This is a genomic window from Acidovorax sp. KNOB132, from assembly GCF_057541515.1.
The window spans coordinates 1-16,982 of record NZ_BAAJYT010000077.1 but is presented as its reverse complement, the minus strand read 5'-3'; the positions used below and the strand labels follow the sequence as shown (position 1 = coordinate 16,982).

The following is a 16,982-nucleotide window of genomic DNA, read 5'->3' as shown; positions in this document are numbered from 1 at the left end:
CGCCCGGGGCTGCGGCGCTGCAGGGCTGGCTGGGCACCGCGCGCTGGAGCGGCGTGGTGCAAGCGGAATCGCCCGGCGCCTGAAACGACGAAGGCCCGATCGGGCCCTGGCCCTCCCTGGCCTGCAGCGGCAGCCGCCCGGCCCACCGCGCCGGTGCGTTGGCAAAGGCCTCATCGGCCCGCTGTCGGCCAACGCGCATGGCCATTAGGCGCTCCATCCGACAGGGCCTGCACGGCCCCCAGCCGCGTAATCGGGGGCCACGCCCCATTGCCCGCCGAGCCCCGCATGCCACCCCCTTCGATCGATCGATTCCGACACCGCCATCCACTGCGCGCCCGCCCTGGCTTCCTGGAGCGGGCCGCTACCCCGCACCGCCACAGGCCCGCGTTGAAAGCGGTCGATGTCCGATAAGCCGTCGCCCCCCTCCCGAGACCTGGCCACGCCAGCCAGCAGCGCCTCCCCCGATGCAGGGCAGGATCCTCCGCCGTCCGGCGGCTGGGGCTCCGTCAGAGCGGTCGCCGGCACCTTGCTGCGCGATCGCCCGGGCGTCACGGTGATCAAGGCGCTGGCCCTGCAGAACAAGCACGACGGTTTCACCTGCTCCAGCTGCGCCTGGGCCAAGCCGCTGCATCCGCATCCCGCCGAGTTCTGCGAGAACGGCGCGAAGGCGACGTCGTGGGAGCTGACGGACCGGCGCCTGGACGCCGCCTTCTTCGAGGCCCACCCCTTGGCGGAACTCGCCGGCTGGACCGACCACGCGCTGGAAGCGGGCGGGCGGCTGACGGTTCCTCTGCGCTACGACGCCGGCCGGGACCGGTATGTCGAAGTGTCCTGGCAGGAGGCCTTCGACGGCATCGGCCGGGAACTGAAAGCGCTGCAGCCCGATGCGGTGGTGTTCTACGCGTCGGGCCGGGCGTCGCTGGAGACGTCGTACCTGTGGCAACTCTTCGCCCGGCTGTATGGGACCAACAACCTGCCCGACAGCTCGAACATGTGCCACGAGAGCACATCGGTCGGCCTCAAGCAGTCCATCGGGTCGCCGGTGGGCACGGTGGACCTGGACGACTTCGACCAGTGCGACGCCATCTTCTTCTTCGGCCAGAACGTCGGCGTGTCCAGTCCGCGCATGCTGCATCCCCTGCAGGACGCGCGGCGCCGGGGCGTGCCCATCGTGACCTTCAATCCGCTGCGCGAGAGCGGCCTGGTGGCGTTCAACAACCCCCAGTCGCCGGTGGACATGCTCACGCCGGGCAGCACCGCCATCAGCACGCAGTACCTGCAGGTCCGGCCCGGGGGCGACATCGCCGCGCTGACCGGCCTGTGCAAGTTCGTGATCGAGGCGGACGACGCCGCGCTGGCATCGGGCGGCCCCCGCGCCATCGATGCCCGGTTCGTCGCCGAGCACACGCAGGGCTACGACGAACTCGCGCAGGCGATGCGCGCCGCCCCGTGGGCAGACATCGAAAGCGACTCCGGCCTGTCCCGCTCGGCGCTGGAGGAGGCCGCACGCACCTACCTTGCGGCCGAACGCGTCATCGGCATCTACGGCATGGGGCTCACGCAGCACCGCGAGGGCGTGCTGAACGTGCAGATGCTCGCCAACCTGCTGCTGCTGCGCGGCAACGTGGGCAAGCCCGGTGCCGGGCTGTGCCCGGTGCGCGGGCATTCCAACGTGCAGGGGCAGCGCACGGTGGGCATCACCGAGAAGCCGGAACTCGCCCCGCTGGACCAGCTGGCCTCGCAGTTCCAGTTCGAGCCCCCGCGCAAGAAGGGCCTGGATACCGTCGCCGCCTGCCGGGGCATCCTGGACGGGTCGGTGCGGGCGTTCCTCGGCCTCGGCGGCAATTTCGTGCGCGCGGTGCCCGAGACGGCGCTCATCGAGGCCGCGTGGCGCCGGATGCGTCTGACCGTTCAGATCGCGACCAAGCTCAACCGCAGCCACGTGATGCATGGCGAGGTGGCCTACCTGCTGCCGTGCCTGGGCCGGGTGGAGATCGACCGGCAGGCCAGCGGCGAGCAAACGGTGTCGACCGAGGATTCGACAGGTTTCATGCACCCCTCCCGTGGCGTGGCCGAGCCGGCGGCCGCGACGCTGCGCTCCGAGCTGTCGATCGTGGCGGGCATCGCGCAGGCCACCCTCGCGCCGAACGCCTGCGTTCCGTGGGCCGGGTGGACCGACGACTACGCCCGCGTGCGGGACGCCATCGCGCTGACCTTCCCCAGGATCTTCCACGACTTCAACCGCCGGTTGGCCGTCCCGGGCGGCTTCGCGCGGCCCATCGCGGCCCGCCATCGGGTGTGGGAGACCGACAGCGGCAGGGCCGCTTTCGTCGCGCCCGGCGGCCTGCAGGCCGATCCGGACCAGGTGCCCACGCCCGTGGACGGCGAGGTGCTGCGCCTTTTCACGATCCGCAGCGACGACCAGTTCAACACCACCATCTACAGCCTGAACGACCGCTTTCGCCGGATCGAGGGCACGCGCCAGGTGCTGTTGATGAATGCCCACGACATCGAGCGGCTCGGCCTGCAGGCCGGCGCCCGCGTGACGGCGCGCACGCAGTGGCGGCAGGACGACGTGCGCCGCGAGGTGTCCGGACTGACCGTCGTGGCCTACGACCTGCCGCGCGGTGCCGTGGCGGGCTACTACCCCGAACTCAATCCGTTGATGCCCCTGGACCACCACGCCAGGGAAAGCCACGTTCCCGCCGCCAAGTCCATTCCCATCCGCCTGTTCCCAGGCTGATGCGCCCGCCCCCACCCTCTCACTGCCAAGGACCCGCCATGCGCCAAGACCCCGCCAGCCAGTCGCCCGTTCGCTACCACCCTGCCGTCGAGCAGGCCGATCCCGACGAGGCGCAGGTGTTCGCCGACCTGGACCAGACGCTCGCCAAGATCCGCGAGACGACGTTCGAGCACAGCGGCCACGCGCGCCGCAGCGTCCATGCCAAGGCGCACGGCGTGCTGCGGGCGCAATTGACGGTGCTGCCGGACTTGCCCGACCCGCTCGCCCAGGGGCTGTTCGCCCGGCCCGGCACGTACGACGCCATTCTGCGGTTCTCCACCAACCCGGGCGACGTGCTGGACGACAAGGTGTCCCTGCCCCGGGGCCTGGGCTTGAAGGTCCTCGGCGTCGAGGGCGCGCGGCTCCCGGGTTCGGAGTCCGACACCACCCAGAACTTCGTCTTTGCGGACAGCCCGGTCTTCGCCGCGCCCACGGCCCGGAAATTCCTGAGCAACCTCAAGCCCCTGGCGGCCACGACCGATGTGGCGGAGGGGGCCAAGAAAGCGCTGTCGGCCACCCTGCAGGTGGCCGAGAGGGTCGTCGAGGCCTTCGGCGGCAAGAGCGGCAAGCTGATCTCGCTGGGCGGGCATGCCCCGACGCACGTGCTGGGCGCCACCTTCTTCTCGGGCGCGGCCTTGCGGCACGGCCAATACATCGCCAAGCTGTCGCTGGCGCCGGCATCGGACGCCTTGAAGGCGCTGGTGGATCAGAAGGTCGATCTCGACGGCCGGCCCGATGGCCTGCGCGAGGAGGTGGTCCGCTTCATGGCGGTGAACCCCGCGCAGTGGGACCTGCGGGTGCAGCTGTGCACCGACCTGGAGTCGATGCCGGTCGAAGACGCGTCCGTGGAGTGGCCGCAGGAACAGAGCCCCTACATCACCGTGGCCCGGCTAGTGGCGCAGCCGCAGACCGCGTGGAGCGAGGCCGTGGCCGCCGTGTCGGAAGACGGCCTCTTCTTCAGCCCCTGGCGCGGTCTGGCGGACCACCAGCCCCTGGGCAACGTGATGCGCGCCCGCAAGCTGGCATACGAACGCTCGGCGCAGTTCCGCGCGGACCGCAACCAGACGCCCGTGCGCGAACCGAGCGAGATTCCGCCGTCCATCGGGCGCGCATGACCGCATGCGCTGGCCTCGTGCCGGGGCCCGTGCCGGCGGGGCTCAGCCGCCCGGCAGCGCCTGCGCGCAGGCGTGCGCGCTGGCCCAGGCCCACTGGAAGTTGTAGCCCCCCAGCCAGCCCGTCACATCGACCACCTCGCCGATGAAATACAGCCCCGGCTGGGCCTTGGCCTCCATGGTCTGCTGCGACAGCGCCCGCGTGTCCACGCCGCCCAGCGTCACCTCGGCCTTCTTGTAGCCCTCGGTGCCCGTGGGCACCAGCTCCCAGCGCGACAGCCGCTCGGCCAGCCGCGCCAGCGCCTTGTCGGAGGCCTCGTTGATGGGCCGCTGCCAGTCCGCGTCCTGCTGCACCCAGGTGTCGGCCAGGCGGCTGGGCACCAGGCCGGCCAGTTCGTTGGCGATGCGCTTTTTCGACCGCGCCTTGGCCTGCGCGAGCAGGGCGGGCAGGTCGGTGCGCGGCGCGAGATGGATGGACAGCGGCAGGCCCTCCTGCCAGTAGCTGGAGATCTGCAGCACCGCCGGGCCCGACAGCCCCCGGTGGGTGAACAGCAGGTCTTCATGGAAGGCCATGCGCGCCTTTCTGGCGCCCGTGGAAATCTCCACCGGCAACGCCAGCCCGGCCAGCTGGGCGTAGGGCGCCCAGGCATCGCCGTCGAACGTCAGCGGCACCAGCCCCGGGCGGCGCTCCACCAGCGGGATGGCGAACTGCTGCGCGATCCGGTAGCCGAAGTCGGTGGCGCCGATCTTGGGGATCGACAGCCCCCCGGTGGCCACGACCACGCTGCGGGCCAGCACGGGACCGCGATCGGTATCAATTTGATAGCAAAACGCCCTAGTGGAATCTGCGCTGGAGGCCGAAAAGACCACATTTTTCACCCGGCACGGCTGCCAGCGCTGCACGCCGCCCGCGGCGCATTCGGCCAGCAGCATCTGGATGATGTCCTCCGCCGAGCGGTCGGCGAAGAGCTGGCCCTTGTGCTTTTCGTGGTGGGCGATGCCGTGCCGGTCTATCAGCGCGATGAAGTCGGCCGGCGTGTAGCGCGACAGCGCCGAGCGGCAGAACTGCGGGTTCTGCCCCACGAAGTGCTTGTGCGGCGCGGCCGGGTCCAGGTCGCGGTTGGTGAAGTTGCAGCGCCCGCCACCCGAGATGCGGATCTTCTCGGCCACCTTCTCGGCGTGGTCGATCAGCAGCACCGAGAGGCCGCGCTGCCCCGCCTGCGCGGCGCAGAACAGGCCCGCCGCGCCGGCGCCGATGACGACGGCGTCGAACTGCCGCGCGGTGTCCGCCGTGTTCATGGAAGCCACTAGCCCTTCCACGTGAACGGAAACTTGAGCTGCTTCATGAACCCGTTGGGCACGTAGTCGCCCAGCACGCCGTAGTGCTCGGGCCAGAGCTTGGTGCTCTTGACCGCCGTGCCGAAGGCGTAGTCGATGAAGGCGAAGTGCGCCGCGTAGTTCTTGTCCAGCGCCTCCTGGTCCTGGCTGTGGTGCCAGTGGTGGAAGTTGGGCGTGACGATCAGGTAGCGCAGCGGCCCCAGGCGCACGCTCACGTTGGCGTGGTTGAACACGGCCTGGAAGCCCACGATCACGATGTACGCGTCGATCACCTCCTTGGAAAAGCCCAGCACGTAGATCGGTGCCAGCACCAGCGTGCGCGTGATCAGCAGCTCCAGGATGTGCTGGCGCGAGCCGGCCATCCAGTCCATGCTTTTCACGCTGTGGTGCACCGCGTGCAGGCGCCACAGCACCGGCACCTCGTGGTAGGCCCGGTGCGTCCAGTACTGCACCAGGTCGGCCACCAGGATGATGAGGAACAGCGCCACCCAGAAGTTCAGCCCCTGCACCCAGCCGCGGACGCCGTCGCTCGCGGCCCAGCCGAAGAACTTGTGCACCAGCAGGTTGGTGGCCAGCAGCACGAAGCCCACCACCATGTGGTTCACGATGAAGTGGTGGAAGTCGGTCTGCCACTCGGCGCGGAACACCGGCTGATCGCGCCGCAGGGCGAACAGCTTTTCGATGAAGATGAAGATCAGCGCGCTGCCCAGCAGGTCGAGGATGAACCAGTCCAGGCCGATGTAGGGCGTGTTGTCCGCGAAGTCGTTCACCGGCACCTTGTGCCCGCCCAGCAGCGCGGTGGACACCACCAGCAGGAAGGCCGCCGCCGACAGCCAGCGCGAGCGGTTGAACAGCATGTTGACGAGCGAGATGCCGCCCGCCGCCACCAGCGCGGCCAGCATGATCATGCGAATCACGTCCACGTTGTAGCTCTTGCGCAGCTCCGGCGTGGTGAGGTATTGCGGGAAGTGGAAGGCCAGCACCCCCAGCATGCACAGGATGGCCAGCGACAGGGCGATGACGCCCGAGACCAGGCCGCGGCCGGTGCGCAGTTCGCCATGGCTGGCGGTGAGTTCGTTGAGTTTGTCGAGCATTTTTTCTCCGGGCGGGAACGCCGGGCGCGAGTGTAGCGAAGCCGCATCACCGGCCCGATCCGCGCCACGCAAGGCCCGTGCCGCGGGCCCTCGCGCTTCTAAAATCGCGCGCCATGACGATCAACCTTCCGGCCAACCAGCTCAGCATGACCGTGCTGATGTCCCCCGACATGGCCAACTTCTCGGGCAACGTGCACGGCGGCGCGGTGCTGCGGCTGCTGGACCAGGTGGCCTACGCCTGCGCCACGCGCTACTCGGGCTGCTACGCCGTCACGCTCAGCGTGGACCAGGTCACCTTCCTGCAGCCGATCCACGTGGGCGAGCTCGTCACCTTCCTGGCCTGCGTGAACTACACCGGCAACTCGTCGATGGAAGTGGGCATCAAGGTGGTGGCCGAGAACATCCGCACCCAGGTGGTGCGCCACGTGAACAGCTGCTTTTTCACCATGGTGGCCGTGGACGAGGACCGCAAGCCCGTCGCCGTGCCGCCCCTGTCGCCCTCCACCGCCGACGAGCGCCGCCGCTGGGAGGCCGCGCTGCTGCGCAAGGCCCTGCGCAAGGAGCAGGCCGAGCGCTTCGAGCAGGTGCGGCTGGCGGCGGCCGGGCCGGCCGGCCTGTAAGAGGTAAGAGACGCCAGAGTCGCGGTGGCCGTGCGCCGGTGCGCGCACGGCTTCGCATGGTGGCATGCCCCGGTCGGGCCCGCTGCCCACCATGCTCCCCCACCGCCCGCCCGAGGGCGGGGCGCCAGAGGGAGCGAGCCATGGAAACGACCGACCGGGCCGCTTCCCGCCAGAGCCTCGGACACCCGTTGCCATGCGCCGCTGCGAGGCCAGCGCGAGTGGCGGGGCTGGACCGCCTGCCCGCGGGTGTTTCCATCCGCCTCGGCCCATCCGCCGCATCGCGCGTCAACGCGGATCGAAACGGATCCAGGGTGTCGCCACATCGGGGTTCGGGTTGACCACCCACCAGTGGGCGTACACGCTGACCCCCATCTCGTTGGCGAGCGATTGCGCCAGGCTGAACCGTCCCGGCATGCCGGCGAAGCAGGTGACGAGCTTGATGGGCTGGTTCGTTCCGGTGGCACCATAGCCTTCCTGCCTGAGGAAGGCTGCCAGCGTCTGGGCGGACACAGGGCGGTTGATGGGTGTGCCGTTGGGTGCGGTCCACTCCACCATCGCGCTGCCGGCAATGCCGTGGGTCGCCACCACGTCCACGCTGGTGCCGTTGATGGTGGTGAGGTTCTGCTCGAACGTGGCGCGCTGCACAGGATCCAGGTGGGTCCAGGTATTTTCCATGGACTGGGTGACAGGGTCGTTGGGCATCAGGATCCGTACTTTTCCCCTCAGCATCCCGTCCCCGGCGTTTCTCGGAAAATTGGGATTGGCCGCCGGGTCCGGGAAGGACGGGATCTGCGTGTGCTCCGTGAGCGGTGTCGGGTTGACCCCCAGCGATTTGCCGCCGGTGAAAAAGGTCAGGTGCGCACCTGCCGCCATGAGTCCCGCCCCGCCGCCCGCGATGCCGCCAATGGCGATGTTCAGCAACGTGGCGCGGCTGAAGAAGGGCTGCCCGGACATGTAGGCGGAAACACCGGAGCCCGCCGCGGCCCCCGCCACGCCACCGGAAATGCCGGACACCACCGAGATCGATATCGTGGTGGCCGCCTTGCCGGCGCCGACGGCCAGCGCGGCGCGCGCGGTCAGCGAGCCCAGCGCGCCGCCTGCCAGCGCGCCGGCCGCGCCGGATGCCGCGCCCGCCAGCGCATCGATGCCGAACTGCTTCCAGGAGATGGGGTCTCCCGTGGCCATGCTCACCAGATCGCCCGCCATCGACCCCACCACGCCTGCCACGACGCCGACGAGAATCGCAGCGCCCACGCCGGTCCCCAGCAGCAGCACGCCCGCCACGCCGATCGCCAGGGTCGCCACGGCCCCCGCGATGATCCCCCACACGTTCATGCCCTGGGGGTCCGTGAAGCACAAGGGGTTGTTGCCCACGTACACGTAGGGCGAGGGGCTTTCCAGCAGCGGGTCCACGCTGAGATAGCGACCCAGCAGGGGGCTGTAGAAGCGGGCATTGCAGTCGTACAGGCCGGAGTCTTCGTCGTAGTTGTGGCCGGTGAACAGCCGCGGCCATGGCACCTGGCAGGGCACCACCGCCGTTGGCGCGCCGTAGATGTCGTAGCGCCATGCCCCGACCACCGCGTTGTCGGCATCCAGCACGACACGCACGCTTCCCAGATGGTCCAGCAGTCCGAAATAGAACTTTCCGTCGATCCACGCCACCTGCACGTCGATGGCGGAGATGAAGCGGGCGATGGAGGTCGACGTGCCCGAATCCTGCACGAGCACCTCGCCGCCGGGCGAGGGCATCTGCCAGCGTTGCTGCCGCTCTCCGGTGCCGGCCGTGCGCGTGAGCTGTGCGCGGTGGCCGTCGGCATCACGCAGGATGTCCAGGGAGGTTCCGTCGCCGCCCCGGTAGGACACCGGGCGGCCGGTGCAGGCGTCATAGCCGGTTTCCCATGCGGGCGCGCCGCCGGGACCGCGGGCCTGGGAAATGGCCCCTGCACGGTCGTATTCCATGGTGAGCGTGCCGTCTGCCGCTGCATAGCTGGAGAGCCGGTTGGTCCCATCCTGATAGGCATAGGTCGCGCTGCTGTCCGCCCGGTCGTGGCGGGTGAAGTTGCCGTTCAGATCCATCTGCCAGCTCTGGGCGTTCATGCCGGTGCCGCAGCCGGTCAGCCTGCCCAGTGCGTCCATGTGCGTGCACAGGGGAGGCTCGGGCAGGTCGGCGATGCTGGAGTCTATTCCCTGCCGGGCGATTTCCCCGTTGTAGTAGCCCTGGCCGTCGCACGCACCGCTGGTGTAGTTCAGCGTTTCGTTCCACAGCGGGCCCGCGTCGAGGGTTCGCGGCCAGCCCGGCGCTTCGTAGGTGAAGGTGCGCTCCAGCAGGGCGCCCGAAGGGGTGGGCAGCAGCGTCGTCGTTTCGGGCTTGCCCTGCGGGGAGTAGGTGTGCGCGACGAGGACCGTGTCCAGGCCGTTCACTCGGGCCGACACCGAGGTCACGCGTGCGAGCGGGTCGTAGGCCAGCAGGCTGGTCAACTGGGTGGACGAGTCGGTGCTCGACAGCAGGTTGCCGCCCCGCGACCAGGTGTTGGTGACGGTGCAGGAGCCCTGCGGAGAGCCGGGAATCGTCCGGGCGCGCCGCTCGATCCTCCCGGCCCGGTCGTAGGCGAATGTCTCCACCAGTTGCGCGCCGCCTTGTGCGCCTTGCTGCATCTCCACCTTCCAGAGCCGGCCTACGAGGCTGTCGGCCTGCGTCGCCTCGCTGCCGTCGCCGTCGAAGTAGCGGCGAATGCCCCATGTCGTCGGCGAGGGGGGCCAGGAGGCGTCGTCGGCCTTTTGCTGCAGCAGTTCCCTGTCCCACGCCTGCTGCACCGTGCCTTCCTCCACGATCCGGCTCAGCGAGTCGTACTTGCGATAGATGATGTGGCCGTCGGGCAAGCCGCTGCCGTTGGAGAGAAAGCGTGCCAGGCCTGAAGTGCTGTACACCATCTCGCAGTGGCCGCTGTCGGGGTCGGTGGTGCCGATGCGGTGGCCCGCGAAGTCGTAGGTGGCGGTCGCACTGCCCGCCGGAATCCCGTTCTGTGACGCTCCAGCGGCCGCATAGGAATTGGGCGGCACGGAGGCGATGGTGCGGCCGGATGCGTCCTGTACCTGGCTCATGCGCCAGTTCAGCGATGTGTCCTGGGCGGAGGTCTGCACCACCCGGCCAACGAGGTTTTCCGCGGTGTCCTTCCAGGCCTGCGTCACCGCGCCGTTGGGGTCGGTGTCGATGACCAGGTGGTATTCCCCGAGCGGCAGCGGGTAGGCGAATTCGCCGGGTGTCTGATTGGTGGAATAGGCCCGGGTGGCGTAGTGCGTGCTGCCCGGCCGGATCGCATAGTCGAAGCCGGGCTGCCCCATCGCCACGGGCCGCGCGAGCGGGGCCGCCTCGAAGGCCGTGCGTGAAAACGGATAGCCACCGGCCTGCGGGTGGTATTGGCTGGACAGCAGGCCTTCCAGGGGCGCTCCGCTCCAGAGGCTGCCGCCTTCTCCGGCGTTGGTGGCCATGCCCGCCTGGTATTCGAAGAGCGCTGCATTTCCCTGCACGGTGATGCGGCTGTCGAGCGCCTTGACCGCGATGTTGCCGCGATCGTCATACAGCCCCATCTCCAGGATGGCGCTGTCACCGGACTCCAGCGAGAGGGTCTGCAAGCTGCGGGACAGGCCGTCGGCATAGCTCACACCCAGCGCGATGTCCTGCGCCACCACGAAGCCGCTGAAGGTGCCGGGTGCGCTCATGCCCACCTGGATGCCGAAGGGGGCCGTGACGTCCTGGCCAGCGTATTCGAAGACCTTGAGGCCGTCCGCGAAAAACAGCAGCCTGCCGGGCGTGGCCACCAGCAGCCACTCGCGCGCACGGCCATCGGCGGCGGCCTGTGCGGACACCGCGCCGGCCGCGTTCCGAAGCTGCCATTCGGGTTCGTCACCCCCGGTGCGCGCCACGAACCATTCGCCCGTGCCCAAGAGGACCTCGCCCAGGCTGGCCGGGTCCACCAGGATCCGCGCGGCCAGGCTCTCGGCCGTGAATCCCGTGCGCGCCAGGCGCGCGCCGAGCGGCTGTTGCGACTGCCCCTGGTAGATGAGCCGTCCCTGGCCGCAGGTCCATTCGGATTCGGAGCCGGAGACCGCCGTGTAGCTTTGCAGGGCATCGTCGGCGAAGGGGTCGTAGAAGCCGTCGCCGTTGCCCTGGATGTTGATGGCCGCATTGGGACGGTCCGTGGGGAAGGGATGGGTGCTGTCCACCCCGTGGTCCTGCCGGCAGAAGTAGGCCATGCAGATCAGGCTCGGGTTGTTCCACGGGCCGATGGTCGCGGCGGGTTCCGACACCGGGTTGTAGACCGTGCGGGAGAGGTTGCCGTTGGGGGTCAGCGCTCCGACCGTCCGAAGGCTCGCGCTGTCGTACACCACGGCCTGGAACTGGCAGTCCAGGGGGGCGAAGGCGATGTCGTCCAGGCGGATCCAGGGGACGGATGGTCCATGGATCTGCACCGCGATCGCCAGGGTCACGGTCGCGGGGCCCGCAAGCCCCAGTCCCGACATGTCGATGGTCCACTGCACGGGCTGCCATTGCCCGGCGGTCGGCTTCAAGGGGCGCTCCAGGCTTTGGCCTTGGGACGAGGTAATGCGCAGGGTGGCCGAGAAATCCGTGCCGGCGGCGCCCTGGGGCGTTTTCATCCAGAGCGAGAACACCTGCGGCGCCTGGCCCTGCGCGATGGACACGCTGCGCGTCAGCGTGCCCGACGCACTGACCTGCAGGCAGGATTGGCCGGTGGCGGCATCGCCGGCCTGGACGACGCTGCCCTCGGGAAGGCTCCAGGTGGGGGCCTGGTAGTCCTCGAAACTGTCGTAGGCATTGCCCGAGGCGGAGTTGACGAACCCGGCGATGCGGAACCTCGCCCGGTCGTCGTACAGGGAGGCCATGGGGCGGCCCGCGAGGTCATGGGACAGCAGCACCTGCCCCAGTCCGTCCCGCTCGGAGATGCGTTCCTGAAGGAGCCAGCCGTGGCCCGGGTCCGTGCCGTCCCAGGCGGTGAAGGGCACCGCATCGGCCTCGTTCGCCACCCAGGTGTCCGCTTCCGCCCAGTAGGGCGTTCCATCGGCATGCTGCCAGGTCCGGAAGGTCTGCACCTTGCCCGCCTGAAACTGCCAGGCGCCGTCGTCGTCCTGGTTGTGCATCAGGGCCTGCGCCACGGGAGCCAGGATGTTCGCGCTCCAAAGCGCCGGATAGACCTCGAACCCGAAAACGGACGAGCGCCGGGTGGCCCGCCATTGCCCGGTGCTGCCGTAGTACCCGGTCTGTACGGTATCGGGACTGCCGCCGGCCAGGGAATAGGTGAACGCCATCGTGCGTGAGACGCCCTGCAGCACCTCCGTGGACGAGGTCACCTGCGGAACGCCACCATACAGGTTGCGCAGCGTGCCGCCGGCGGGCGCCGTTGCAACCTGGTCGACGTAGGTCCATTCGCTGATCTGCGACGACAAAGCGCTGCCGTCAGCGCCGAACACCTGCTTGGAGATGAGCATGCCCGCCACGAGCGAGTAGGCGTCTTCCACCGCGAAGCGGGTGTCCGCCAGCGCCCCGGCCCGCACCTGCCGCTCGGCAGCGGCCTGGAAGCTGCGCGCTGGCAAGCCGTTGTAGAAGTGGCTGGTCGTCCCGCCGTACTGCTGGAGCGCGGGATCGGTGGTGGCCGCGTATTCGGTGACCGTGGCGAACTGCACCACACTGCCGGAACTGTCGGTGGCCGCAGAGACATCGGTGTAGGCGTAGGCTTTTTTCAAGACACCGTAGCCGCTGTCCTGCGTGAGCGCGGTGACCACGAAGGCCCTCAGCGGCGCTTTCACGGAATGGTTGGCATAGCGGTGCAGCGTCATCTCGACGGACGCATCGATGTCGCTGCCGGTCGGGAAGGTCACGAAGCCCGATGGAATGGCCGGCAGTTTCCCGGAAACGGCGGTCTCGTAGCGCAGGGTGTGGTTCAGCATGCGGAACATCTGCTGCCCGGCGAAGGTCTCGCGCACCGGCTCGCCTTGCGCATCTTTCAGGAGCCCGCCATTGCGGAAGAACAGCACCTGCGTGTCCTGGGGAGCGCCGTCGGCGTCCAGCGTCATGTAAGCCAGGAAGTCCGGCGCCTGGTCGATGACCGTCGTGCTGTCGAAGGAGGCCGCGGTGATTTCACCGAGCCGGTGCGACTGCACCGGAGCCCAGCCGGGCCAGACGGACTGCGAATACAGCGTTCCCCCCTGCGAGGCATAGGTGCCCGCGAGGGTGGGAAAGCCGAGCGTCTCGCGCGATGGCGGCGGGGGATCTTCGTCCTGCAGCACCTGCGTGGTCCAGCCCGCGGCCGGATCGCTGGGGTCGAAACTGTCCAGGGCGGAGTACAGCGCCGAAGTCGTGTTCTCCGTTTTCAGCACCGCTTGCCCGTTCCAGGCATACCAGTAGAACTGGGTGCTGGGGTCGGCGCCGGGTGAGTACTGGATCCCGGCGAAGTGGTAGGACCAGTCGACGCCATCGAACCGCAGCACGTTCGGTCCGGAGCCCACGAGGCTGCCGCCGACGAGGGAAGGCCCCAGGGTCTGCAGGAAGGCCGTGGAGAGGTTGGTGAAGCCGGGGCCGTCGAAGACGTCCGGCAGCGCCTGGAAGGCGAGATTGCCGTAATCCGCGTCCCAGCGCAGCACGGCCAGGCGATAGTCGAACGCCTGGATGGCGCTGCCTTTCGCGGTGAACTCCGTGATCCACGCGGCCGCCGCCATGCCGCCTTCGGTGGTCATCTGAAAATACGACGTGGTCCCGAAGGCTGGAATCACCACCTGCGTCGTCGCCAGCGACGCACCCTCGTGCCAGGCCAGCAAGGGGTCCCGAAAGCGAAGGTTGAAGAGTCCCTGCTCAGTGTCCGGGTCGTAGCAGAAGGTCAGATAGTGCTGGCCCGCGGCGCAGGCGAACAGACGGGCGTTGTTCCCGCTCTGCGGCGCCGTTTCCGTGGCGATGTCCCAGGACCGGGATTGCCAGTTCAGCGCATAGCGGGTGAACTGGCGGTTGTCCTTGTCCACCACCACATAGAAGTCGCTGCCGCCCACGACCTGCAGCTGGCCGCTGGCATGGGGATAGGGCTCGGGTTGGCCGCCCTCGGAGGCGAAGGCCCAGTCGGCCACCGCGATGGGGCGGCGGGAGGCCAGATAGACCGCGGTGGCGCTGTCGTCCAGGCGGGGCAGCATCAGCACGAAACTGTGCTCGCTGGTGGTCGCGCCGATGCGGTCGACATCCAGGGCGCCGTCGAAACGCTGCCAGGTCTGCCAGGCGGGCATCCATCGGCCCACCCAGGTCAGAACATTCGCCAGCAAGGCGTTCTGCGCGCTGTCATACCAGGCCATCACCACGTAGTCCGAGCCGTACCAGACCCGGGGCGTGGCAGCCGTGTCGCTGCCGAAGGGGTTCGCAATCGTCAGGTTGCGGGCGCCGGGGTCCAGTTCGGCATCGGCCCCGACGTCGATTTCCGAATATTCGTAGCGGGTGATGCCACCGGTCGGCAAGGTGATGGCGGTCAGGGCGCCTGGGAGCGGCCCCTGCCCCTGCAGGTCGTACTCGAAGGAGATGCCGGGCCTGCTGGCGCCCCCGGGAAGGACATCGGTGACCGCCTTGAGGTACCGCTTGAAGCACGCCCCCGTGCCCAGCGGATTGCTGGCATCCGGGGGCGTGAGGTTCACGAGGTCATGCCATTCGAAATTCAGGCGGACCTGGGGGGCGCCTGCGTCGTTGAACACATCCACGCTGTCCAGATACACCGATTCGAAACGGTCCTGCCAGGCGTTGGGCACCTGGCCGGGGCGCTGCCGTGGGTCCGAGTGAAGGGCGAGGTATTCCTTGGGGGCATCCAGCGACGTGTTGTCGTACGTCATCGGGCTCCAGTTGAATCGGCAGGACCAGCCCAGGTCGTTTTCCATCCGGGCCATCTGGCATTCGCGGGTGTAGGTGAGCGTGCCGGCGCCGACGGTCTGCTCCGACGTGCGGTACGCGAAGGCGATCCAGTTCCCCGCCGTGTTGCGCAGCTCCGCCAGGTTCCAGGCCTGTGCATGGCGCGCCTGCCCTTGCGCCTGCGTGCTCGGCCCGGTCCAGTTGTCCCAGTGGATGCCCCACTGCACGAGATGGCGGTCTTCGATGCCGTCGAGCTGGCGGTCGCTCTCGCCGTAGATCGCGACCGAGCCGTCGGGGCGCACCACTTCCCAGCTGTTCCATTGGGGATAGAACGTGACCTGCCAGAACTGGTAGGGCACGGTCTCATAGGACTGGCCCGCCGTCTCGATGCCCAGCGTGCCGTCCGCTTGCGGCACCAGGGCGTGGGAGCGGCGCTGCTGCGGATCGTCCAGGCGCCATTCGCCCGGCCGCTCCGTGGGCCGGATCAATGCCGCGCTGGAGGGGCGCCAGCCATGCGTTTCCAGTGCCGTGACCAGCCCCGGCGGCACCCGCCCCGGCAGCGCGCCGGCGAGCACTTGCGCGCTGACCGTGCCACGGCTCCACTGCGTCGGAATGGGCACGAGGCGCAGGGCCTGCCCCTGGTTCATCAGGTAGTACTCGGCATCCTGCAGCGGAGCGCTGCCGGTGTTCGCCACGATCTGATCCATCGGCATGTTCCACCCCACGCCGAGCCCGCCGCTGGGGTGCGTGAGGTTCCACTGCGCCACTTGGTCGGCCACGCTGCTCTGGTACATGAGCGTCAGATCGCAGGCCAGTCCGCCCCGCGCCGGGAGCGTGAGCAACTTGAGCGGAAAGGCCAGGTTGCCCCGGAACAGGTTGACGCCCGTGCCCAGGCTGCCTGCGTCGAACTGGAGAATTCCGAGGGCTGGGGCGCTGGATGACTGACCGGCGGTGGATGGCATGGCGACTCCTTGGAAAAAGAAAAGGCTCCAATGGGAACGGCCCTCCTTCACGCAGCAAAGGAGGGCCGTCCGGTCGGTGAATCAGTGGATTTACTGCGCCCAGGCAATCACCGAGGCGGTCAGGCTGCAACTGGCCGGGTTGAGCTTGTTGTTGCTGTTGTCCAGCAACTGCAGGGTGCCCGTGATCGTCACCGTGGGGGAGTTGGCCTGGGTCTGGACCTGGACGCTGGCGCCCACGGTGCGCAGATGGTGGTCCGTGTTGCCGAAGGACGCGGTGTAGGCGGCAACGGAGGCTCCGGCCGAAATCACGTTCGTCGGGAAGCTGTAGGTCGTCTGTGCCGTGACGACGCCCGCGTCGGACACCGAGGCGTTGGCGACCGGAATCGAAATGTTCTGAACGTACATGGATGGCATGGATTACTCCTTGTTCAAGGTGGGGTGAAATGGGTCCTGCCGCGCCCTCGCGTGCGGATCCCGCTGAACCATGGAGCCACGGCATGGCCCACCGGGCCCGCAGCCAGTGCCGTGAATGCATGGAATACAAAAAATGAAGGCGGGCCGGCACTGGGGGCCCGCAGCGCCGTGCTCAGGGGACGGTGATGCCGTGCTTGTCGTTTTCGCCGGTCACACCGGACGACGTCACGCTGTTGGTGGTCCAGAAGATGTAGAGGTATTTCCGCTCGCCTGGGGCCGGATCGCCCCAGTTGTTGTTGGCGGTGAAGACGCGGGTGCCTTTGGCATACGCGTCCGCCACCTGCGCGGTCACATCGATGGTCTGGTTGTAGACGCCGTAGCCGGCGTTTTCGATCACGGTAATCGCCATGGTTCTCTCCCTTTGAATATTGTTTTTGGCGGTGCCGCATCGTGTGATGGCGGTGCCTGCCAGGGAGCCAATGTACCGATGCGCTGCCCGTTTTTCACGGGTCTGTAGGCCTTGAATGTGAAATTTCAGAACACTTCAGCTGCTGAAGCATGGCGCGGTATTCGGGCTCCGGCCGGCCGCGCGGTGAGTGCCTGCGACCGGGCCGAGAGAAAGCGCGCGCGCGGGTTCATCGGCCACTTTCCGCGGGGTTTCGGGGGCCCTCTAGCGTCGCCCGGCGCAGGGCGTCGGGCGGTCCTCGGTTCAGCGTTCGCTGCAGGCCGGCGCTGGCCTGCAGGACGCGGGGCTGCCGGCGTGTCAGCC

General features: G+C 68.6%; 9 protein-coding genes. 3 read left to right on the top strand and 6 right to left on the bottom strand.

Translation table 11 applies throughout. The features are described from left to right. Positions 1-205, bottom strand: a 205-nt coding sequence (locus AC27IO_RS12420; protein ID WP_498739102.1) for a hypothetical protein, incomplete at its 3' end; no start/stop codon positions are given. A 195-nt stretch (positions 206-400) separates the two neighbouring features. On the opposite strand from AC27IO_RS12420, the gene AC27IO_RS12415 reads away from it, so the two are divergent. Both AC27IO_RS12415 and AC27IO_RS12410 read left to right on the top strand, forming a co-directional pair. Continuing rightward, positions 401-2,743 carry an FdhF/YdeP family oxidoreductase gene (locus tag AC27IO_RS12415; protein WP_487115483.1) on the top strand — a complete coding sequence of 781 codons (2,343 nt, stop codon included), beginning with the start codon at positions 401-403 and terminating at the stop codon, positions 2,741-2,743. Positions 2,744-2,781: 38 nt separating this feature from the next. Then, entirely contained in the window at positions 2,782-3,897 is a 1,116-nt protein-coding gene (locus AC27IO_RS12410; RefSeq protein ID WP_498739101.1) for a catalase family protein, read from the top strand. 42 nt (positions 3,898-3,939) lie between these two features. Here AC27IO_RS12410 and AC27IO_RS12405 read toward each other — a convergent pair whose 3' ends face one another. Beyond that, a complete protein-coding gene (locus AC27IO_RS12405; protein WP_498739100.1) occupies positions 3,940-5,193 on the bottom strand; it encodes a BaiN/RdsA family NAD(P)/FAD-dependent oxidoreductase in 1,254 nt (417 codons plus the stop codon). A gap of 8 nt (positions 5,194-5,201) precedes the next feature. Continuing rightward, positions 5,202-6,326, bottom strand: coding sequence for a sterol desaturase family protein (locus AC27IO_RS12400; RefSeq protein WP_284402889.1), 1,125 nt, complete (start codon positions 6,324-6,326; stop codon positions 5,202-5,204). A gap of 119 nt (positions 6,327-6,445) precedes the next feature. Between AC27IO_RS12400 and AC27IO_RS12395 the strand changes: the two genes are divergently transcribed. Next, positions 6,446-6,946 (top strand): acyl-CoA thioesterase, encoded by a 501-nt coding sequence (locus AC27IO_RS12395; RefSeq protein WP_284402939.1) that lies wholly within the window; start codon positions 6,446-6,448, stop codon positions 6,944-6,946. Between the two features lie 285 nt (positions 6,947-7,231). On the opposite strand, the gene AC27IO_RS12390 is transcribed toward AC27IO_RS12395, so the two are convergent. The 3 genes from AC27IO_RS12390 to AC27IO_RS12380 all read right to left on the bottom strand — a co-directional run bounded on the left by AC27IO_RS12390 (position 7,232) and on the right by AC27IO_RS12380 (position 16,622). Next, entirely contained in the window at positions 7,232-15,799 is an 8,568-nt protein-coding gene (locus tag AC27IO_RS12390; protein ID WP_498739099.1) for an RHS repeat domain-containing protein, read from the bottom strand. Between the two features lie 90 nt (positions 15,800-15,889). Continuing rightward, positions 15,890-16,213, bottom strand: coding sequence for a hypothetical protein (locus AC27IO_RS12385; RefSeq protein ID WP_284431546.1), 324 nt, complete (start codon positions 16,211-16,213; stop codon positions 15,890-15,892). 172 nt (positions 16,214-16,385) lie between these two features. After that, positions 16,386-16,622: a hypothetical protein gene (locus tag AC27IO_RS12380; RefSeq protein ID WP_272551932.1), complete on the bottom strand. Its 237-nt coding sequence runs from the start codon at positions 16,620-16,622 to the stop codon at positions 16,386-16,388. Between the last annotated feature and the right edge of the window lie 360 nt (positions 16,623-16,982).